General features: G+C 62.7%; 19 protein-coding genes and 1 pseudogene. 5 read left to right on the top strand and 15 right to left on the bottom strand.

Features of this window, described 5'->3' with window-relative positions:
• Positions 1–38: 38 nt before the first annotated feature.
• From BUC08_RS14070 to BUC08_RS14045, 6 genes and pseudogenes are all read right to left on the bottom strand, one after another.
• A pseudogene (locus BUC08_RS14070) lies at positions 39–926 on the bottom strand (homocysteine S-methyltransferase family protein).
• 51 nt (positions 927–977) lie between these two features.
• Positions 978–3,425, bottom strand: a complete 2,448-nt coding sequence (locus BUC08_RS14065; RefSeq protein WP_037923176.1) for a GcvT family protein — start codon at positions 3,423–3,425, stop codon at positions 978–980.
• Complete coding sequence (locus BUC08_RS14060) at positions 3,422–3,793, bottom strand: GFA family protein (RefSeq protein ID WP_037923173.1); 372 nt, start codon at positions 3,791–3,793, stop codon at positions 3,422–3,424. The genes BUC08_RS14065 and BUC08_RS14060 overlap by 4 nt, the downstream gene beginning before the upstream one ends.
• Positions 3,794–3,818: 25 nt before the next feature.
• Entirely contained in the window at positions 3,819–4,391 is a 573-nt protein-coding gene (locus tag BUC08_RS14055; RefSeq protein ID WP_037923171.1) for a helix-turn-helix domain-containing protein, read from the bottom strand.
• Positions 4,392–4,505: 114 nt separating this feature from the next.
• Positions 4,506–5,300: a pyrroline-5-carboxylate reductase family protein gene (locus tag BUC08_RS14050; RefSeq protein ID WP_037923168.1), complete on the bottom strand. Its 795-nt coding sequence runs from the start codon at positions 5,298–5,300 to the stop codon at positions 4,506–4,508.
• A 113-nt stretch (positions 5,301–5,413) separates the two neighbouring features.
• Positions 5,414–6,586 carry a thiolase family protein gene (locus BUC08_RS14045; RefSeq protein WP_037923165.1) on the bottom strand — a complete coding sequence of 391 codons (1,173 nt, stop codon included), beginning with the start codon at positions 6,584–6,586 and terminating at the stop codon, positions 5,414–5,416.
• A gap of 91 nt (positions 6,587–6,677) precedes the next feature.
• On the opposite strand from BUC08_RS14045, the gene BUC08_RS14040 reads away from it, so the two are divergent.
• The 3 genes from BUC08_RS14040 (at position 6,678) to BUC08_RS14030 (ending at position 9,334) form a co-directional block, all read left to right on the top strand.
• Complete coding sequence (locus tag BUC08_RS14040) at positions 6,678–7,016, top strand: STAS domain-containing protein (protein ID WP_037923164.1); 339 nt, start codon at positions 6,678–6,680, stop codon at positions 7,014–7,016.
• Positions 6,988–7,503 carry an ATP-binding protein gene (locus tag BUC08_RS14035; RefSeq protein WP_224769706.1) on the top strand — a complete coding sequence of 172 codons (516 nt, stop codon included), beginning with the start codon at positions 6,988–6,990 and terminating at the stop codon, positions 7,501–7,503. The genes BUC08_RS14040 and BUC08_RS14035 overlap by 29 nt, the downstream gene beginning before the upstream one ends.
• Positions 7,504–7,756: 253 nt before the next feature.
• Positions 7,757–9,334 carry a gamma-glutamyltransferase family protein gene (locus tag BUC08_RS14030; protein ID WP_037923163.1) on the top strand — a complete coding sequence of 526 codons (1,578 nt, stop codon included), beginning with the start codon at positions 7,757–7,759 and terminating at the stop codon, positions 9,332–9,334.
• A 42-nt stretch (positions 9,335–9,376) separates the two neighbouring features.
• On the opposite strand, the gene hspQ is transcribed toward BUC08_RS14030, so the two are convergent.
• Positions 9,377–9,703, bottom strand: coding sequence for a heat shock protein HspQ (gene hspQ, locus BUC08_RS14025; protein ID WP_028955351.1), 327 nt, complete (start codon positions 9,701–9,703; stop codon positions 9,377–9,379).
• 239 nt (positions 9,704–9,942) lie between these two features.
• Between hspQ and BUC08_RS14020 the strand changes: the two genes are divergently transcribed.
• Complete coding sequence (locus BUC08_RS14020; protein WP_028955352.1) at positions 9,943–10,524, top strand: transglycosylase SLT domain-containing protein; 582 nt, start codon at positions 9,943–9,945, stop codon at positions 10,522–10,524.
• A 10-nt stretch (positions 10,525–10,534) separates the two neighbouring features.
• Here the strand turns inward: BUC08_RS14020 and BUC08_RS14015 are convergent, their stop codons facing one another.
• The 4 genes from BUC08_RS14015 to BUC08_RS14000 form a co-directional block, all read right to left on the bottom strand.
• Positions 10,535–11,140, bottom strand: coding sequence for a LolA family protein (locus tag BUC08_RS14015; protein ID WP_037923162.1), 606 nt, complete (start codon positions 11,138–11,140; stop codon positions 10,535–10,537).
• 232 nt (positions 11,141–11,372) lie between these two features.
• Complete coding sequence (locus tag BUC08_RS14010; RefSeq protein ID WP_037923160.1) at positions 11,373–14,384, bottom strand: DNA translocase FtsK; 3,012 nt, start codon at positions 14,382–14,384, stop codon at positions 11,373–11,375.
• 15 nt (positions 14,385–14,399) lie between these two features.
• Entirely contained in the window at positions 14,400–15,590 is a 1,191-nt protein-coding gene (locus BUC08_RS14005) for an aminotransferase class I/II-fold pyridoxal phosphate-dependent enzyme (RefSeq protein WP_037923158.1), read from the bottom strand.
• A 192-nt stretch (positions 15,591–15,782) separates the two neighbouring features.
• Positions 15,783–17,111, bottom strand: a complete 1,329-nt coding sequence (locus BUC08_RS14000; protein WP_037923156.1) for an amidase — start codon at positions 17,109–17,111, stop codon at positions 15,783–15,785.
• 82 nt (positions 17,112–17,193) lie between these two features.
• Here BUC08_RS14000 and BUC08_RS13995 point away from each other — a divergent pair, with 82 nt between their 5' ends.
• Complete coding sequence (locus BUC08_RS13995) at positions 17,194–18,420, top strand: UbiH/UbiF/VisC/COQ6 family ubiquinone biosynthesis hydroxylase (protein WP_224769707.1); 1,227 nt, start codon at positions 17,194–17,196, stop codon at positions 18,418–18,420.
• 23 nt (positions 18,421–18,443) lie between these two features.
• Here the strand turns inward: BUC08_RS13995 and BUC08_RS13990 are convergent, their stop codons facing one another.
• From BUC08_RS13990 to BUC08_RS13975, 4 genes are read right to left on the bottom strand one after another with little or no spacing between them, the layout of a single operon-like run.
• Positions 18,444–18,629 carry a Trm112 family protein gene (locus BUC08_RS13990; RefSeq protein ID WP_037923152.1) on the bottom strand — a complete coding sequence of 62 codons (186 nt, stop codon included), beginning with the start codon at positions 18,627–18,629 and terminating at the stop codon, positions 18,444–18,446.
• A complete protein-coding gene (locus BUC08_RS13985; protein ID WP_037923149.1) occupies positions 18,626–19,270 on the bottom strand; it encodes an LON peptidase substrate-binding domain-containing protein in 645 nt (214 codons plus the stop codon). The genes BUC08_RS13990 and BUC08_RS13985 overlap by 4 nt, the downstream gene beginning before the upstream one ends.
• Before the next feature lie 26 nt (positions 19,271–19,296).
• Positions 19,297–20,214: a thioredoxin gene (gene trxA, locus BUC08_RS13980; protein WP_037923148.1), complete on the bottom strand. Its 918-nt coding sequence runs from the start codon at positions 20,212–20,214 to the stop codon at positions 19,297–19,299.
• Positions 20,215–20,269: 55 nt separating this feature from the next.
• On the bottom strand, positions 20,270–21,058 hold the full coding sequence (locus BUC08_RS13975) for an exodeoxyribonuclease III (RefSeq protein ID WP_037923498.1): 789 nt from the start codon (positions 21,056–21,058) through the stop codon (positions 20,270–20,272).
• Positions 21,059–21,261 lie beyond the last annotated feature (203 nt).

Below are 21,261 nucleotides of genomic sequence, written 5' to 3'. Positions count from 1 at the left end.
TCTCCGTGATCAGGCGGGGGTGCGGGGGTAAAAGGAAATCAGGGTCGGCTCAGCGTGTGGCCCGCTGCGGTAAGGCGGCGCGCAATCTCGGCGATATGGGCGGGGCTGACCTCGCAACAGCCACCCACGATGGTGGCGCCGGCGTCGACCTAGGCCATGACGTGATCGGCATAGGCTGCGGGCGTGAAATCGTGGCGGGTTTGCAGGTCGGCGACAGTGGGGCGCGATTGCAGGAATTCCTCGGTAATGCGCTGAAAGCCGTTGGCATAAGCGCCGTAAGGCAATGTGCCCTTCGACAGGATTGCGAGGGCTGCGGGGATCACCTCGGGGGCCGAACAGTTGACGAGGACCGCGGCGGCTTTTCCTGCCGCGATGGGCAGGATGTCCGCCACCGCTTCGCCCGAACGCAGCTTGGTGCCGTCGCGGTCATCGACGGTGATGGACAGCCAGACAGGTTTGCCAGTGGTGGTCGCACCAGCCAGAACGCTGCGGGCGTGGTCGAGCGAGGCGACGGTTTCGCAGATCAGCAGAGCGCAGGACGGGGCCAGCAGGCTGGCCACTTCGGTATAGAGCGGGATCGCGGTTGCGGCATCAGGGTGCAGGTCGGGCCGATAAGAGGCGACGAGCGGGCCGATAGCGCCTGCAGTCACCGACACCTTGCTGTTGCGTGCTTCGGTCAATGCGCGGTCCATCAGCGTCTGGAACTGACCGTCCACGTCGGTGCCGACAAAGCGGTCGCGGTGGATGGCGTAGGTGTTCGTGGTGGCCACGGTGGCCCCTGCGGCGGCGAAATCGCGATGCACCTCGGCGACAAGGCCGGGGTGGTCGATCATCACTTGAGTGGACCACAGCGGTGTGGGCCGGTCGCCTGCACGGTGGATCAGCTCTTGGCCCATGCCGCCGTCGAGAAGGGTTATTTTCGTCATCGTGTTGTTCCTGTGCCAGAGTGACTGGCGCGTGCGTTAGCAGTCATGCGCTCAGGCCCGCAAGCGGTCGTTTTGCGGGTCCCACAGGGGTGCGTCGGGCTGGACCACGGCACGGTGTTTGGTGCCGAAAATGGCGACTTGCAATTCCGTACCTGCGACGGCCAGATCGGCGCGCACCATGCCCAGCGCGATAGAAGCATTCACGCGGTAGCCCCAGTCGCCGCTGGTGGTTTCTCCCACGACTGCACCGTCGTGCCACAGCGTCGACATATAGGGGGCATCCGCTTCGCCTGCGTCAACGATCAGGGTGGCAAAGCGTCTGGCCGGGCCGCGCTGATGTTCAGCCAGCAGCGCTTGTTTGCCGGGGAAATCCTGTGGCTTGTCCAGCTTGATGAAACGCTCAAGGCCGGCTTCGAACAGGGTGTAATCGGTGCTCAGGTCGCCCTTCCACGTGCGATAGCCTTTTTCGATGCGCAGGGCGTTCAGCGCGTACATGCCAAAGGGTTTGGCGCCTGCGTCCGTCACGGCCCGGTACAGCGGACCGATGTCCGCGTTGGCCGCGTGGATTTCCCAGCCCAACTCGCCCGCGAAGGACACCCGGACAAGGGTGCATTGCCTGCCTGCGACGGTGGCAGCCTGATGCGTCAGCCAGGGGGCGGTCAAATCAGCCTGGGTCTCCAGACGTTCAAACAAGGCGCGGCTGTTGGGGCCGGTGACGATCAGCGTGCCATACTCTTTCGTATGGTCGGTCAGTGTCAGCCCCTTGGGCAGGTCGGTGTGCAACACGTCCCAGTCGTGCCATTGCGCCGTGGCGGCGGTGATCAGGGTAAAGGCATCCTCGCCCTGCCGCAGGATCGACATTTCGGTCAGGATGCGGCCACGGCGGTCGGGGAAATAGCCAAGGTTCATGCGCCCGATCTTGGGCAACCCGCCCGCTATCTTGCCGCGCAAGTATTCGGCGGCACCAGCCCCGGACAGGTTGAACCGCGAAAAGCCGGGCAGGTCCAGCACGCCCACATCGTCGCGCACCGCTTCGACCTCTTCGCGCACGCGCTGCGTCCACGGACCGTTGCGATCCCACGTCTGGGTGGCCGCCTCTCTGGTGTCGTCGCCCGCCATTGCAAACCAGTTGGCGCGTTCCCAGCCGTTGTAGGCCCCCATGACGCCGCCTTTGGCCAGCACCTGATCGTGGGCAGGTGATAGCTTGCGGTCGCGGCCTGCGGGCCATGCGTGGTGCGGAAAGTGCATGGCATATTCGTGGCCGTAGGTTTCCAGCGCCTTTTGGTTGCAATAGTCCTGATCGGTGTAATCGGTGTAGCGACGCGGGTCGCAGGACCACATGTCCCATTCGGTCTGCCCCTCGGTCACCCATTCGGCCAGCACCTTGCCGGCGCCACCACCCTGGGTGATGCCAAAGGTAAACACGCAAGCCTCGTACGCATTGGGCACGCCAGGCATCGGGCCGATCAGCGGCAGGCCGTCGGGCGCATAGGGAATTGGCCCGTTGATCACCCGTCCCACGCCGGCGGTGCCAAGGATCGGCACGCGGGCCATCGCGTCCTCGATGTACCATTCCAGCCGCTCCAGATCGTCGGGATAAAGCTGAAAGCTGAAATCCTCGGGCATCGGATCGTCGGGGGTCACCCAATGGGCGCGGCAGTTCCGCTCGTAGGGGCCAAGGTTCAGGCCGTTCTTGTCCTGACGCAGGTAATACGAACTGTCCACGTCGCGCAGCAGCGGCACCTTGCGGCCGTTGTCGCGGGTCCAGTCGGCCAGCGCGGGGATGTCTTCGGTCAGGAAATACTGATGGCTCATCACCGTCATGGGCACGGTGCGCCCGCCGTAGGGTTTGAACCATTCCCCGACACGCTGGGCATAGTAACCGGCGGCGTTCACCACCTTTTCGCAGCGGATGTCGCCCTTGGCCGTGTGCACGATCCATTCGGCACCCTGACGGCTGACGCCTGTCGCCGGACAGAACCGTTCGATGCGCGCGCCCATGGTGCGCGCGCCCTTGGCAAGGGCTTGGGTCAGTTGCGCGGGGTCGATGTCGCCATCGTCGGGGTCCCACAGCGCGCCCGCCAGATCATGCGTTTCGATGAACGGATAGCGGTCCTTGATGTCGGCCACCGCCATCATCTCAAGGTCCAGCCCCTGATAGCGGCCCATGGCACGGGCGCGTTCAAATTCCTGCATCCGTTCGCGCGTGTGGCCCAGCCGCACCGACCCCGTGACGTGATAATTCATCGGATAATCCACCGCCTCGGCCAGCCCTGCATACAGGCCCAGCGAATAGCGTTGCATGTTCATCACCGCCCATGACGTGCTGAAGCTGGGGCAGTTGCCGGCCGCATGCCACGTGCTGCCTGCGGTCAGCTCGTTCTTTTCCAGCAGGACGCAATCGGTCCACCCTGCCTTGGCCAGATGGTACAGCGCCGAGGTGCCGACCACCCCGCCGCCGATGATAACAACGCGGGCTGTGGTGGGAAATGTGCTCATGCGTCGGGGTCCTGTGCAGGGGGGATCTGGTAATAATCGCCCTTGTCCTCGGTGAAGATATGGCGGGTCAGGGTCAGCCCTGTGGGGACATCAAGCGCGCCCATGGCCACGCCGATTTCGTCCTCGGCATGGCTTTTCCAGAACAGGGACGACCCGCAGGTGGGGCAAAATCCGCGTTTGGCGGTGTCGCTGGCCTCGAACCAGCGCACGTCGCCTTGCATCTCAAAGGCCGACAGCGGCACCTGAACCGAGGCCCAGATGTGACCCGATTGCTTGCGGCATTGTGTGCAGTGGCAGGCAGCGGGGTCTTTGGCCGTGGCCGTGGCGGTGAAGGTCACGCTGCCACACAGGCAGCTTCCGGTCAGCATTCGAGGGACTCCTTTGCCGTGGCCATCAGTAAACGGGGGGTGCTATGACCCAGATCGCCACGGCGGGCGCGTCATGGGGGTTCATCCAGCGGAACGGTTCGCCCCGGATACGGAAGCTGTCGCCGGGGTGGATTGTGTAACGCGTGCCCGCAATCTCCAGGTCCAGCGTGCCCGAGATCAGGTAACCGACCTCTTGCGTGGGGCGGGTGACCGCATGGATGATTTCCGAACGGGGCGCAAAGGTGGAATGCACCATTTCGAAATCGTCGGTCAGGTCAGGGGACAGCAGTTCCTCGACCAGCCCCGCGATGGGCGAACCAATGGGGCGGCGCGCACCCTTGCGCACGATGTATCCGGCCTCGTGGGCGGGCGCGGCGGCGTGACGGAACAACATCGACACCGATACACCCAGATGGGCCGCGATATGGCGCAGGTCGGTGATCGACGGCTCGGACAGGTCACGTTCGACCTGGCTGAGCCAGCCGACCGAACGGTTCAGCGCATCCGCCATGTCCTGCAAGGTGATCCCTCGCGCCTTGCGCAGCGCGCGCAGATCGGCGCCCAGCGTTTTGGCGGTGTCGGGGGCAGATTGCATCATGGCGGCGACTCGGTCGTGAAAACTAGAAGCTTAATTTCACGGTGCTCCGCATTGCGTGAAAAAGCAACAGAAAATTTCACGCAGGCATCACAGCCTGGTGCCCTTTGCCGACGGCTAAAGTGACTTTGCCTTGTTCGCCGCCGCCAACAGCCCATCGCTGATTGTGCTGTGCAGATCCGCATCGATCATCGCGGTCAGCCCGGCGGCGGTCGTACCTGCATAGTCGATCATGCCGCGCACATGATCCGCCGGTCTCTCGGGTCTTTCGGCCAGCATTGTTCCGCCTGCCAAAAACAGCTGGCGCACGGCACGATCCGCCACATTGGCGTCGATGCCCTGGCTTTCCGCATAGTCCGCCATACACTGGGCAAACAGCGCGACGAACCCGGGGACAGGTCCGGTTATCGCGGTGAAATGGTCTATGTGGCTTTCGTCGAACACCTCGTCCGTCTTGCCACAGGCGCGCAGAACCAGCTCGACGGTTTTACGGTCCTCGTCGGTGACGGCGGGATTTGCGCACCACGGGGAATAGGCCAGCGCCAGCGCCGCCGCCGGGCTGCTCATGGCCCTGATGACGCGCGACGCACCAGTCTGGGCCGCGATCCGGTCGATTATCACACCTGCCATAACCGAAATGACCAGCTTGCCGCTGGCGTTGATCTTCAGGTCGGGAAACCGGGCGGGCGGCACGCACAGGATGATCCCGTCGCAGGCGTCAACAAGGTCCTGATTGTTCGAGGTGACATGAATATCCGCCCCCTGCCCCAGGTCCGGAACCTTTCCGCTTTGGTTCGAGATCCAGAAACACTCCGGCGCAATAGCCCCGTCGCGTAAAATCGCTGTCGCAATCGCAGAGCCAAGCATCCCCGAACCGCCAACAATCCCTATGACCGGTGTTGTGGACCCCATTGAGTTACTCCTCTCAAAAATAGCCCGAATTCACGGACAGTGCCGCGACCGGCTATGGATGTGCCTGCTCCCCTGAACCTCCGATCCGTAATCCGACGGCAGAAGGGTGAAGTTTACAGACGCTCGATGGCGATGGCCGTGCCTTCGCCGCCGCCGATGCAGATCGCGGCAACGCCACGTTTCAGGTTGCGTTTTTCCAGTGCGTTCAGAAGCGTCACGATGATCCGCGCGCCCGATGCACCGATGGGATGCCCCAAGGCACAGGCGCCGCCATTGACGTTCACGATGTCATGGCTCAGCCCCATTTCGTGCATGAAGGCCAGCGGCACGACGGCAAAGGCTTCGTTCACTTCCCACAGGTCCACGTCGTCCTTGGTCCAGCCGATGCGCGCCAGCAGCTTTTGCGCGGCGGGCACCGGGGCCGTGGTGAACAGGCCCGGTTCCTGCGCGTGGCTGGCATGTCCCAGAATGCGCGCGCGCACGGTCAGTCCACGTGCCTTGGCCGCCTCGGCCGAACTCAGGACCAAGGCCGCAGCACCATCCGAGATTGACGACGAATTGGCTGCGGTGACGGTGCCGCCCTCGCGGAACGCGGGCTTGAGCTGAGGGATCTTCTCGGGCCGGGCGCTGGCGGGCTGTTCGTCGGCGCTGACCGTGACAGACCCTTTGCGCGACGTGATGTCCATGGCGGCGATTTCATCGGCAAAGGCACCGCTGTTCTGCGCCTCAAGCGCGCGGCTGAGCGAGGCCAGCGCGTAGTTGTCCTGCGTTTCGCGGGTGAACTGGAACGCCTCGGCGCAGTCTTCGGCAAAAGTGCCCATCAGGCGACCCTTGTCATAGGCGTCCTCCAGACCGTCAAGGAACATATGGTCGATCACCTGCCCATGCCCCAGACGCGCGCCATCGCGCATTTTGGGCAACAGGTACGGTGCCTGGCTCATGCTTTCCATGCCGCCCGCGATCATCAGATCGGTGTGACCCAGCGCGATCTGGTCAAAGGCGATCATCGCCGCCTTCATCCCTGATCCGCACATCTTGTTCAGCGTGGTGGCGGGCACCTCCTTGCCCAGACCGGCGGCGAAACCGGCCTGACGCGCGGGGGCTTGCCCTTGTCCTGCGGGCAGCACACAGCCCATCAGAACCTCGTCCACCGTATCTGTGCCGGCACCGGCCATCGCCGCGCGAATCGCGGCACCGCCCAGCTCGGACGCAGACAGACCCGAAAGCGCGCCTTGGAAACTGCCCATCGGCGTGCGGGATGCGCCGGCAATGATCACGTCAGTCATATATCACCTTCTGTTTGTTCCACCCGTGGTTACGAGTTGGTAAGACTTGCGTCCTTAATATGTGCCCGAGCGTCAGACGTTAGGGAATACTATGGAACTGTCGAGCAAAACAGAAGGCCAGGTGCAGATTGTTGCGGTCCTTGGCACGCGGATCGACGCGGCGGTGGCCATTGAATTCAAGGATGCGATGCGGGCAGAGACGGCCAATGGCCCCGATCTGGTGATACTGGACCTGTCGGCGGTCGACTTTATCGATTCCAGCGGGCTGGGTGCAATCGTCGCCGCGATGAAACACCTGGCCCCACAACGCAGACTGGCGTTGGCGGGCCTGACGCCGACAGTGGACAAGGTGTTCAAGCTGACACGTATGGATTCCGTGTTCAGCCTGTACCCGACGCTGGATGATGCGCGCAACGCGCTGGTGGCCTGACGTGGTCCTGAACGACAGTCCGGTACATCCGGCGCAACCCTCCCTGCAAAAGGTGCGTGTTCAGGTCGACAGCGGGCCAATGGCGGCACGGCAGGCCTTTGATCTGCTGAAACGAGGCTTGGCCGACCTTGCGCTGGATGTAGAGGAACTGGGCGCGATCGAACTGGTGCTGGCCGAGGTTGTAAACAACATTGTCGAACACGCCTATGCGAATGGCCAGCGCAGGGGGCCGATACATCTGTGCTGTCGCCTGCGCCGGGACGGGCTGCATTTCGAGTTCACCGATCTGGGTCTGCCGATACCGGGCAAAAGCACGCCGCTGGGGCTGCCTGTGAACGTGGATGTCGATCTGTTGGACCTGCCGGAAGGCGGCTATGGCTGGTTCCTGATCCAAGACCTGGCAAAGGATGTCGCCTATCACCGGCGCGGGCAGGTCAATCACCTGTCGCTGCGCATGGCCCTGTCGAAAGATGCCTGCGGGATCTGATAGTTCAGGGGAATTCGCCAAATATGGCAGGACTGTTCACGCAAATCCCAAAAGGGCCTGAATGGCTCCTCATTCCCGCCTTGATCAACGGGCAAACATGTAACTGTAGCTGCATATAGCTTCCCTCGGTGTCGTGTGTAACAGCCCCCACCCAGTGCACGGCACCGAGGACCTACTTCCCCCCATCGCTGCACGCTTGGCCTTTGGCATTTGCCCCGTTAGGTATCTGTTGTCAGATACAACTGGAGCCACCATGCGCGATTTTCACTTCCCGGGCCGCTCGCCCGTCATGGCCACGAACGGAATGTGCGCAACGTCGCACCCGCTGGCCGCAGCCACTGCCATCGACATTCTCAAACGCGGTGGCAACGCCATGGATGCGGCCATTGCGGGGGCTGTTCTGCTGGGCATCTGCGAGCCGCAAATGACAGGCATCGGCGGTGATTGTTTTGTGCTGTGGTCGATGCCGGGCGAAACCAAGGTCAATGCGCTGAACGGATCGGGCCGCGCGCCAGCCGGACTGGATGCCGCGTTGTTGCGCGATGCGGGCCACGACACCGTTCCATTGGGCAGCCCCCACGCGGTCACGGTGCCGGGCGCAATCGACGCGTTCTGCACCCTGTCCGAGCGTGTGGGAAAGCTGGGCCTTGACGCCCTTCTGGCCCCCACCATCCATTACGCCGAAGCAGGCGTGCCCGTCGCCCCGCGCGTGGCGGCGGACTGGATTCCCTGCGCCGCAGCCTTGCAAGGGTCTGCCCGCGAGACGTTCATGGTCAACGGCCAGATCCCCAAGGCGGGCGAGATGTTCCGCGCACCCAAGCAGGCCGAGGTGCTGCGCCGCATCGCCAAGAACGGGCGCGATGCGTTCTATACCGGCGAGGTGGCCGAAGACATGATCGCCACGCTGACCGCAATGGGCGGCGTGCACACGGCGCAGGACTTTGCCAACGCCGCCTGCACCGACACGATCCCCGTGGCAGGCGCGTACAAAGACATCGAAGTGGTCGAGCATCCGCCAAACGGTCAGGGTGCGGTCGCGCTGTTGCTTCTGAACATCCTCAAGAACTTTGACCTCGCGTCGATGGACCCCTTCGGCGCCCAGCGCGCCCATATCGAGGCCGAGGCCGCCAAGCTGGCCTATGACACCCGCAACCGCTTTCTGGCGGACCCCGATCACATGACCAAACTGGACCACCTGCTGTCCGAGGATACGGCGGCGAAGCTGGCTGCGTTGATCGATCCCAAACGCGCCATGGCCAGCGCGACCGACATTTCGGAAGCGATGCACAAGGACACGATCTATATCACCGTCGTCGATGGTGACGGGATGATCGTCTCGCTGATCTATTCGATCTTCCACGGCTTCGGCTCGGGCATCGCTACGGAGAAGTTCGGCATCCTGTTCCAGAACCGTGGCGCGGGATTCTCGCTGACCGACGGGCACCCGAATGAACTGAAAGGCGGCAAGCGTCCGATGCACACGATTATTCCGGGCATCATCCGGTCGAACGGCAAACCAATCATGCCATTCGGGGTGATGGGCGGCCAGTACCAGCCCGCAGGCCACGCCCGCTTTGCCACCAACCTGTCCGATTTCGGCATGGACCCACAGTCGGCCATCGACGCGCCCCGCAGCTTTCCCGAGAAAGGCGTGTTGCAGGTCGAGCGTGGGTATTCCGACGCCGTGCGTCAGGAGCTGGCCGACATGGGCCACACGGTGCAAATTCCCGATTCGGCCCTTGGCGGTGCGCAGGCGATCAAGGTGCATGACACCGGTGTACTGGAAGGTGCCAGCGATCCACGCAAGGACGGCTGCGCGCTGGGGTACTGATACAGACGGGGTGCGCGGATCAGACCGCGCGCCCGACGCCGCCTAGTTCAGCTGGAAGTGCAGGGGATAGGCGCCGTCCTGAAACGGGCCGAACAGGTCAGGAATATCCGGGTGATCCACCGGCTCGCCGGAATAATCCGCGACCAGGTTCTGTTCGGACACATAGGCCACGTAATAGCTTTGGTCGTTCTCGGCCAACAGGTGATAAAACGGCTGTTCCTTGCGCGGACGGCTGTCCTCGGGAATCGCTTCATACCATTCGTCGGTGTTTGCAAACTGGGGGTCCACGTCAAAAACCACCCCGCGAAAGGGGTGTTTCTTGTGACGGACAACTTGTCCGAGGTGATATTTGGCGCGCAATCTCAACATAAGTTTTAGCCCCTATCGTTGGAACCTAGCCTTTTCAAGCAGGATTTGTCCACGAAACTGCGATCCTGAGCACAGAAACAGTTTGTGGCATCACCTATAACAGTGTTGACGCGGCATCAAATCGCGGGACCACGCCGATCTGCGCAAAGAGGATTTCCCCGAGCGACAAAATCGGCTATATTGAATCAAAATAATCCGCCCGTTTAATGTGGTGGAACCCTGAGGCAGAGTGATAAAAAATGAGCAGAACCTTGCGAGCTATGATCGCGCTGTTGGTGTTGGCCTCGTGTGGGGGCGGTGAATCGACTGCGCCACGCGGATTGGACGATGCCTGTGTCATTGCACAGCAGCGCCCGGAATACATGCGGGCCTTCCGCGCCACCGAACGCCGTTGGGGCGTGCCGGTTCACGTGCAGATGGCCACGATCCACCAGGAAAGCAAATTCATCGCCAATGCGCGCACGCCCTTCCGCTATGCGGCCGGGGTGATTCCCATGGGCCGCCAAAGCAGCGCCTATGGCTATGCGCAGGCGCTGGATGCCACGTGGGAAGAGTACCAGCGCGAGACCGGAAAACACCGCGCCCGCCGCGACCGCATCAAGGATGCGACCGATTTCATGGGCTGGTACATGAACACCACCAACCAGCGTAACAGCGTTGCGCTGACCGATGCGCGCAATCAATATCTGGCCTATCACGAAGGGCAGACAGGCTTTGCGCGCGGCAGCTACAACAGCAAGACGTGGCTGGTGCAGGTCGCGGGCAACGTTGATGCCCGCGCCAATATGTACGCCACGCAGCTGGCCGGTTGCCGCCGCTGACGGTCGGTCCTTAGCGGCCCGGTGCTTTGCCCGGGCTGCCTGTGTCGAACATCCTGTTGGCCAGCGTGCCGCCTACTTTCAGGTCGCCCAGCACCACTGTCGTGCTGGAACCGCTGCTGTCGTTGATCACCCACTGACGCAGCTGCACCGGGTTGCCGGTGAACTTAAGCTGGATATTGCCATAGTCGGGATGCGCGGGATCCTGCGCCGTCACGGTGGTGGCCGTGCCGTCATAGTCATGGCCTGTGACCATCCGCGCCTGCCCCAGGTCCACATTGTCCGCCAGAATGATCGACAGCGGCGTTTTTGACAGCGGATAGGTTTCGGGTGGGGCGTTGGATTTCGAATCGTAAATCACCACAGCACCGCCACCGGCCACGACCAGCGCAGTTTCGGGGGCGTTGTATTCAAACCGCACGCGACCGGGGCGCTTGATGAAAATCTCGCCGGTGCTGATCGACCCGTCGTCGTTGATCTGTGTAAAATCACCTTGGGCCGTGCGCAGGGTGTTCAGATATTGCGATATCTCGTTCAGCGGCAGTTTATCCGCCGCCGCGGCACCTGCCACGCTCAGCGCAATGGCACAGGCGGGAAGGAATGTTTTCAAGCTCAGCATGTTGGTTTGCCTCGTATTTCCAAGTGTTCATTACAGACAGATATAGGGAGGGCAGCCTTGATATGCGATAACAAGCGCCGTTCCTTGCCGCATGACGGGCCAAAGACCGCCGCCGTCCGGGCCGTCGCAATCAATGTAAACGGGATATGGCAGACATGACTGGGGCGGCCCTTGCGTTTGGTGTCAGTCCCAAACCCCGCACAGGCCGCCCCGGTTCCGAATTTTGGTCCGGTTACTGTTCCGGCACCAGGATTTCGCGTTTGCCAACGTGGTTCGCCGCGCTGACAACGCCCTGATCTTCCATCTGCTCTACCAGACGCGCGGCCTTGTTATAGCCGATGGCCAGCTTGCGCTGGATATAGCTGGTGGAACACTTGCGATCCTTGACCACGATGGCCACGGCTGTGTCATACAGCGCATCCTCGCCATCCGTGTTGCCGCCCAAGCCCAGCACCGCGTCAATGTTGCTTTCCTTGTCCTCGTCCGGTCCCTCGACCACGCCGCTGACATAGTCGGGCGCGCCGTAGGCTTTGAGGTGGTTGACGATTTCCTCAACCTCTTCATCGCTGACAAAGGGGCCATGGCAGCGGGTGATCTTGGCGCCGCCTGCCATGTACAGCATGTCGCCCATGCCCAGCAGTTGCTCAGCGCCCATTTCGCCCAAGATCGTACGGCTGTCGATTTTCGAGGTCACCTGGAACGAGATCCGCGTGGGGAAGTTCGCCTTGATCGTGCCGGTGATCACATCGACCGAAGGCCGCTGTGTCGCCATGATCAGGTGAATGCCGGACGCACGTGCCATCTGTGCCAGACGCTGGATGCACGCCTCAATCTCTTTGCCCGCGACCATCATAAGGTCGGCCATCTCGTCAACGACCACCACGATATAGGGCAGCGCGACGGGCTGGAATTCTTCGGTCTCGAACATCGGCTCGCCGGTCTCATCGTCAAAGCCGGTCTGGACCGTGCGGCTGAACATCTCGCCCTTGGCCAGCGCCTCGCGGACGCGACCGTTATAGCCTTCGATATTGCGCACGCCCATCTTGGACATCTTGCGATAGCGCTCTTCCATCTCGCCGACGGTCCATTTCAGCGCGACAACGGCCTTTTTCGGGTCGGTCACAACAGGGGACAACAGGTGCGGAATGCCGTCATAGACAGACAGTTCCAGCATCTTGGGGTCGATCATGATCAGGCGGCATTCCTCGGGCGTCAGCTTGTACAGCAGCGACAGGATCATCGTGTTGATGGCTACCGATTTACCCGAACCCGTGGTGCCCGCGATCAGCAGGTGGGGCATCTTGGCAAGGTTGGCCACGACACTGTCGCCGCCGATGTCTTTGCCCAGCGCCAGCGGCAGGCGCATGTTGCTGTCGCCAAAATCACGGCTGGCCAGAATTTCGCGCAGGACCACTTTTTCGCGGTGTTCGTTGGGCAGTTCGATCCCGATGACCGAACGGCCCGGCACCGTGGAAACACGTGCAGACAATGCCGCCATCGAACGGGCGATGTCATCGGCCAGCCCGATAACGCGGCTGGCTTTCAAACCCGGCGCGGGTTCCAGTTCGTACATGGTAACCACGGGACCGGGCCGCACGCTGACGATCTCGCCCTTGACGCCATAGTCATCCAGCACGCTTTCCAGCATCCGCGCGTTTTCTTCCAGCGCTTCGTCCGACAGGTGCAGGCGCTGCACGGTCTCGGGGCTTTCCAACAGGCTGAGCGGCGGCAGTTCGAATCCCGGATGCGAGTCCGCGAAAGACAAGGTGGGCTGGGATTCGGCGCGGGCTTGTTTGCTGGGCTGGACCGTTTTACGCACGGGTTGTTGCACGATCTTGCGCGGCTCGGCGACCGGGATCGCGGGTGCCTTGGCCTCTGGCTGTTGCAGCGCCAGCGCCTCGAAATGTTCGTCTTCGGCCTCGGCGTAGGGGTCCTCGATCATCTGATCGTCGAAATCCTCGGCCTGGGCATAGGCCATCGGTTCTGGTGCCGCCGCGCGTTCAGGCGTCACCGCCGGGGCCGCGACAGGCTTTGTCATCGGTTTCGAGAAATAATCACGCGACGCCGTCAGCGGCGGCTCGGCCCGCATCGCGGGCGCGGCAGCTGGCGCTGTCACCGGTGGCTCGGGCGGCAAGGCCGCGGGACGTGTGGTGTTCAGGACCAGCGGCGCGGGCCGGCGGCTTGCAGCCAGCCCATGTGTCAGTGGTTTTGGCGTGGTCTCGGCCTGCAGGACAGGAACCTGACGCACGCGGCTTTTGATCACGTCGGCGATCTTGGCCTTGATCCGGTCGTCGCCGGGGCCTTCTCCCACGTCTGCGGTGCTATAGGTTTCGATCAGTTCGGGCTCTGGCAGCTCTTGTTCAAGTTGCGCGTCAGGGCGTTTCACCAGCCCGGGCATACGCGCCAGCAGCCCGGACTTCGGGGCGGTGTCAGTGCGGAACATGGTCGGTGCAGACGCTTTGGCCGCGATGGGTCGGGCAAAGCTTTGCTGTGCTTCAAAGGCGGCGTTTTCCTCTGCCTCGATGCGCTTTTGTTCGCGCCGCTCTGCGGTCCGGGCTTGCAAGGTGCGCGCGCCTTGGACGGCACCGCTGGCCCCACGTCCCAACAGCGTCATCGTCCACGCATAGACCATGATCAGACCGATCAGCAAAAACCGCCCGATCCGCTTCAGTTCAGGCATGGTAAAGCCCATCACAAAGGCCGACAGGACCACGATCCCGACGCCCATCAGCAGCGACATCGTTTTGACCGCAAAGGCCGAGCCAAGCGGCAGGATCGTCAGGATCGCCCCCATGACCGTATCACCGAACAGACCGCCCAGACCGAAGGAATGGGTCCGCAACCATTCGACGTCAGGTTCCAGCGTCGCGGCATAGATCGCACCAAAGGCCACCACGATCGGGGCAAAGATCAACCGGCCCACGGCCCGCTCGTCACCCGCGTGCAAGGCAAAGCGCACACCCCATACCAGCAGCACGGCGGCAATACCCCACGCGCCCCAACCCGCGATCATGAACAAAGGTGCCGCAATCGACGCGCCCGTGCGGCCCAGCCAGTTTTGCACCGGCGCATCGGTCGACATCATCCAGTTGGGATCATCCGGCGTATAGGACCCGATCATCGCAGCCGCCATCAGACCGGCCACCAACAGGGCAATGCCAATCAGCTCCTTGCCCCGTTTTTCGATCGCTTCAGCCATGTTGGTATCCAACAGTGGATCGCGCCCGCGTGTCTGATATGCCATTGCTCTCGTCCCTCTTTATTGCGTGCCGTAAAGGTGGTCACGAATGGCCGTCAGGCCCCGCTCCACGTCCGGCTTTGGGGCCACCAGGGCGACCCGAATATATCCTTTGCCGGGGTTCACACCCGATGCGTCATTCTGGCTGAGGTAAGCGCCGGGCAGCACCCGCACGCCGGTCGCCTGCCACAGGCTCAGGGCCGCGGCTTCGCCGTCTTCGACAGGCAGCCACAGGAAAAAGCCCGCTTCTGGGCCTTTGTAACCCGGAACATTGCCCAAAATGCGGTCGGCCATGTCGTATTTCTCGCGGTACTGCGCACGGTTGTCCTCGACGTGCGCCTCGTCCGCCCAAACGGCTGCGGCGGCCGCTTGCAACGGCAAGGGCAATGGCGCGCCCGTGTACATGCGCAACTGACGCATCCGCGCCGTGCTTTGCGGTCCCGCCACGACAAAGCCCGACCGCAGGCCCGGCAGGTTTGACCGTTTTGACAGCGAATGAAATGCAACCACCCGCTCGGGGTCGGCCCCCACATCACGCGCCACCTGCAAGACGCCCACAGGGGGCGCATCGCGGTAAATCTCGGAATAGCATTCGTCCGCGAAAATCTGGAAATCGTGCTGTTCCGCCAGTGCAATCAGATCGGACCAATAAGCATGGTCAGCCACGGCGCCCTGCGGGTTTGCGGGCGAGCAGATGTAGCATGCCACCGTCCGCGCCAACACCTCGGCGGGCAGGCTGGTGTAATCCGGCAGATGTCCCGACGCCTCGGTGGCGCTGACAAACACCGGCTCGGCCCCGACCGAAATCGCCGCCAGCATATAGACCTGATAGAACGGGTTCGGCATCAGAACCACGGGGCGCTGGCCGTTCTTGCTCTCGGGGCACAGTGCCATTGCGACGTTGTACAGCCCCTCGCGGCTGCCGTTCAAAGGCAGGACATTCGTTTCCGCATCCAGCGTCACGTCATAGCGGCGCGCCACCCAGTCGCAAAATGCCTGCCGCAGCTCGGGCGTGCCTTCGTTCGGGGGGTAAGAGTTAAACCCGCCTGTATTTTCCGAAATCACATCCGTGACCCAGGCCGGAAACGCATGTTTCGGCTCGCCAATGGTCATATGCACCACGTCCCCGCCGGGGGTGTGGTGGTCCAACAGCGCGCGCAAACGCGGGAACGCATAGGCCGGAAGGTTCGAGAACCGCTCGGGAAAATTCATAAAACTGCCTCGGATCGGGATCGTTGTCGCCCCGTTTGGTCAAGGATAGCGCAAGGTGCCCCAACTCGTCCACCAAAACCACGCCAAAGCGGCAACTTGTGGCATTCGCGCACTGCGCGTGTTCTTTTGGCTAAAAATATCCCGGGCGTGCCCGCAATGCGGGGGCAAAGCCCCCAAATACACGCCCTCAGATCACGCCAGCGCCGCCTCTGCTGCAGCGCCCAGCCGCAACAGCGCTTCTTCGCAATCGGGTGGCATCATCAGCATCACACCACAGCTTGGGACACCTGTCGGCAAGGTCAGCGCGCTGAGCCCCAGCAGGTTACCAATGCGCGTGTTGCGCAGGGTCAGAAGGTTTTCGGTGCGGTAATAATCATCCTCGGTGTTCAACCGCTCCAGGTTCGGCGGCAGGTTTGCCCCCGTCGGCGCAATCACCGCGTCATATCCTGCCACAGCCGCATCATACCCAAACCGCGCCGCCTCCAGCGCGGCCCAGGCGGCCACGTAGTCCGGCCCGCTGACATCGGCTCCCAGACGGAACCGTTTTAGCACTTCGGAAAACATCGCATCCGGGTTTGCTTCGATCACATCGCGCCACAGGCCGTAAGCCTCGGTCGGGATCAGTGGCCCTGCACAATCCAGCGCCTCTTGCACCGCGTCCACCTCGATCCGCTCGACAATGGCACCCGCCGCCTGCATCCGCTCAACGGCACTTTCAAAGGCCGCCAGCGGAGCATCGCGCACGTCTTGCAGGAATGCGGTTTTCACAATCGCCAGACGCCGCCCCTTCAGGCTGGCCCCTGTCAGGTCGGCAGGCTTGCCGCCCTCAAGAACCGCCAAAAGCTGCGCGCAATCCTCGACGCTGCGGGCCAGCGGGCCGATGGTGTCGAACTTCAACGCCAGCGGCACAACACCCTCCAGCGACAACCGCCCCGATGTGGTTTTCAGTCCCACGAGGTCGTTCCACGCCGCCGGAATACGCACCGATCCGCCGGTATCCGACCCGATCCCCGCCGCCGCCAGACCAAAGGCCACCGAGGCCGCCGCCCCCGAGGACGACCCACCGGGCACCGCGTCGGGATTGTTCACGCAAGGTGGCGTTGCGGTCGACGGGTTATAGCCCAGCCCCGAAAACGCCAGTTCGCTCATATGCGTCTTGCCCAAACAGACCAGCCCCGCCGCCGTCGCGGCCTGCAACACAACCGCATCGCGATCCGGCACACGACCCGCGAGCAGCTTTGATCCCGCTTCGGTCGCCACGCCAGCCGTGTCGAACAGGTCTTTCCAGCTCACCGGCACCCCGTCCAGCAAGGACAGGCGATGCCCGCTGGCCGCACGCGCGGCGGCGGCCTTGGCTTCGGCCAGCGCCCGTTCTCGGGTGACACGCGCATAGATGCGGTCGCGCAGGTCGTGGCCTTCGATGGCGTCCAAAAAGACCTGCGTCAACGCGACGGGGTCAATCTCGCCCGCGCCGATCCCGCGACCCAAATCGCTTGCCGTCATCCACAACCAGTCCTGCATTGCGCCACTCCTTTGCGTTTTCGCGACGGTAGCGACGCCTCGGCGCATGGACAATCCCCGCCGCGCGTTCATATTGAGCGACATGAACACTGATACCGATATTGCCGTCATCGGCGGCGGGCTGAACGGCCCCCTTCTGGCGCTTGCCATGGCGTCCCAAGGTCACCGCGTCACCGTTATCGACGCCACCGCGCAATCCGTGCGCAAGAACGCGGCCTTTGACGGGCGATCCTATGCGGTGGCCCTCACCTCGCAGCGGTTGCTGGCGGGGTTGGGCCTGTGGCGCCAGCTGGCAGACAACGCGCAGGCAATGCTGGAGATCAAGGTGACGGACGGGCGTGCGGGCGAAGGGCCTTCGCCCTTCTTCATGCACTTTGATCATGCGGAAATCGAAGAAGGACCAATGGGTTACATGGTTCAGGACCGGCACCTGCGCCGCGCCCTGATCGACGCGATGGACGCCAGCGACCACATCACGCAACTGTCCGGCCATGCCGTCACCGGCCAGCGCGCCCATGCCGCCGGCATCACGCTGACCCTCGACAATGGCAAACTGCTGACCGCCCAGCTGGCCGTCGGTGCCGATGGCCGCGCCAGCGGCACGGCGCAGCGTGCGGGCATCAAGCGGATCGCGTGGTCCTATGACCAGACAGCCTTGGTCTGCGCCATCGAACACGACCTGCCGCATCACGGCATCGCGCACCAGTTTTTCATGCCACAGGGGCCGCTTGCGATCCTGCCCCTGCCCGGCAATGTCAGTTCCATCGTCTGGTCGGAAACCGACGCGAACGCGCGGGCTTTCAATGCGCTGCCGGATGCAGACTACATCGACATGCTGCGCCCGCGCTTTGGCGATTTCCTGGGGGACATCCGTCTGACCGGCAAACGCTGGACCTATCCGCTGGGCCTGTCGCTGACGACCGAAATGGTAGCGGATCGGGTTGCGCTGATCGGCGATGCGGCACATGGCGTGCACCCGATTGCAGGTCAGGGCCTGAACGCAGGCATGCGCGACATCGCCGCACTGGCCGAAGTGCTGACCGACGCCACACGGCGTGGTGAGGACATCGGCAGCGTCGCCACCCTGACCCGCTACCAAGAATGGAGACGCTTCGACAACACGGCGCTGGCCATGGCGACGGATGCATTCAACCGGCTGTTTTCAAACGACAACCCGATCCTGAGGATCGGGCGTGACATCGGCATGGGAGTGATCGGCGCGCTGCCCGGCCTGCGCCGTGGCGCCATCCGCGAGGCTGCGGGACTGACCGGCGAACTGCCGCGGCTGATGCAAGGCAAGCCGCTTTGACGACCCCCCTGCCCTACTGAAAATCAGTCGATCACGCGCGCTTCGCTGTCCAGCATGATCGGAATGCCGTTGCGGATCGGATAGGCCAGCTTGGTCCCTTCCGAGATCAACTCTTGTGCCTCGGCATCATAGCGCAGCGTTGCCTGCGTCCGCGGGCACACCAGCGCTTCGAGCATCTTGCGGTCGGTTTCTATGGCGTTTCCGGTCATTGCAACAAGTCCCCTTCGCCGCCGCCACGCAGCGCGTATTCAATCAAGGTCACCAGCGTCTCGCGCCGTGTGTCCAGCGATGGCGCTTCGAGCAGCGCCTGTTTGTCCTCGGGCTGGAAATCCAGCATCATCGACAGCGAATTGACCAGCAATTCGTCGTCCGCTTCTTTCAGCGTGTCCCAGTCGGCGGACAGATCACGCGCGTCGAAATACCGGCTCAGCAACGACAGGAATAGACCGCGGTCCAGCGTGTCATCGGTTTCGCTGTCGCCCAGATCACGATCAAAGCCGGCCCAGGACGCCTTGCAACGGCGATAGGGCGTGAACCCTTCGATCTCTTCCACGACTCGAAACCGCGACAGGCCCGTCAGCGTCACCATATAACGGCCATCTTCGGTTTCCGAAAACTGGGTCACACGGCCCGCACAGCCAATGGTGTGCAAGGCCGTTTTCGACCGGCCCGGCACCGGATTGGGCTGAACCATGCCGATGATACGGCTGTCGGTTTTCAGCGCATCGGTCAGCATCTGCAAATAGCGCGGCTCGAAAATATGCAGCGGCAGATGCGCACGCGGCAGCAACAGCGCCCCGGGCAAGGGGAAGACAGGGATCGTGTCAGGAAGATCAACCGCGTTGCGCATAACCCTTACCTAGTCCGACGCGCGGATCAGACAAATATCATCGAGCTAAGCTTGCGCCGCCCGTTCAGAACGACCGGATCATTTGCCTTCAATGCGTCGAAAATCGTAAACAACTGCGCCTTGGCCGCACCGTCATTCCACTCGCGGTCGCGTCTGAAAAGCTCCAGCAATTCTGCAACCGCGCCTTCCGTGTCGCCATGCGCATGCAGCGCCTGTGCCAAGTCGAAACGCGCCTGATGGTCGTCTGCGTTCGCCTCAACCGCCGCGCGGTATTCGTCCACCGGACCCGCGTTCGCGGCCTGCCGCGCCAGCTCCAGCTGCGCGTGGGCGGCTTCCAGCTCGGGGCTTTTGGAAATCTCGATTGGCGCGCCGTTCAGGACAGCCTCGGCGTGGTCCAGGTCACCTTTGGCAATGTGCACGCGCACCAGACCGCCATAGGCCCCGGCATGTGCGGGATCTTCTTCCAGGATCGCCTGGAACGTCTGCGCCGCGTCCTCAAAGGCACCCTCGGCCAGCATCTCGTCCGCCGCGACGACGGCGTCGTTCAACGTGTCGCTGGGGGCTTCACCGCCGCCTGCCTTGATCACACGTTCGACAAAGGCGGTAACTTCGGACGCGGGCAATGCACCCTGGAACCCGTCAACCGGCTGGCCCTTGTAAAAGGCATAGACCGTGGGGATCGACTGGATCTGCAACTGACCGGCAATGTTCTGTGCCTCGTCCACGTTGACCTTGGCCATCTTCACGGCCCCTTTGGCGGCACGCACCGCGTCCTCCAGCATCGGGCCCAGCGTTTTGCACGGGCCGCACCACGGCGCCCAGAAATCGACGATCACCGGCACGGTCTGGCTGGCCTCGACCACATCGGCCATAAAGGTTGCCTCGGACACGTCCTTGATCAGATCCGCCGCTTGCGGCGCTGCTGCACTCAGGTTCAATTCCATTTCATCCGTCCTTGCATCAGTGTTTGTCGTCTATATGTGCGCTGTCGCGCCGAATTCAAAGGTCGAAGGTTGCGAAGACCGGCGCATGGTCACTGGGCTTTTCCCAACCGCGCGCGGCGCGCAGCACCTGGCTGGAATGGCCCGCCTGTGCAATGTCACCCGTGGCCCAGATGTGGTCCAGCCGGCGGCCCTTGTCCGCGGCATCCCAATCCTTGGCGCGGTAGGACCACCATGAATACAGCAAACCGTCGGGAATATCCTGCCGTGTGATGTCCACCCAGTCACCCGCATCCTGCACCTGTGCCAGATGCTCGACCTCGACCGGCGTGTGGCTGACAATCTTCAACAGCTTCTTGTGATCCCACACGTCATCCTCGCGGGGCGCAATGTTCAGATCACCCACCATGATCGACTTTTCCGGCTTTTGGCCATGGAACCAGTCGCGCATCCCGGTCAGGTAATCCAGCTTTTGACCGAACTTCACATTGCGTTCGCGGTCCGGCTCGTCGCCGCCTGCGGGAACGTAAAAATTGTGGACGGTCACGCCGTTTTCCAAACGGGCCGACACATGGCGGGCATGGCCCAATCCGGCGAAATCCTCGGCGCCCACCTCTTCAATCGGCAACCGGCTGAGGATCGCAACGCCGTTGTACCCCTTGTCACCGCGCGCCACCATGTGGGTATACCCCGCAGCGTTGAAAGCTTCGCGCGGGATCTTGTCCACGGGGCTTTTGCATTCCTGCAAACACAGCACGTCCGGTCCGTGCTCTGCCAACAGCTTCAGCACGATCGGTTCGCGCAGCCGGACCGAGTTGATGTTCCAGGTCGCCAGAGAAAATGTCATATCGGTGCCCCCATATTTGCAGTGGCTGGACCCTATGCCGACCAAAGCGCCGCCGCCACCCAAAAACCCGCGTGTCTTCTCTGGTTCAGGGAATGTAAGATGCCTGCCCCGCCCCGGCGGCGGCCACAACTGTCGGCGGCCAAACAAAAAATGACCGGGCACAAAGGCCCGGCCAAGTCCAACAGGGAGGTGCATGTTTAACC

The organism is Pseudosulfitobacter pseudonitzschiae, assembly GCF_900129395.1.
Lineage (GTDB): Bacteria > Pseudomonadota > Alphaproteobacteria > Rhodobacterales > Rhodobacteraceae > Pseudosulfitobacter > Pseudosulfitobacter pseudonitzschiae.
This window is presented reverse-complemented; position numbering and strand designations above follow the sequence as displayed.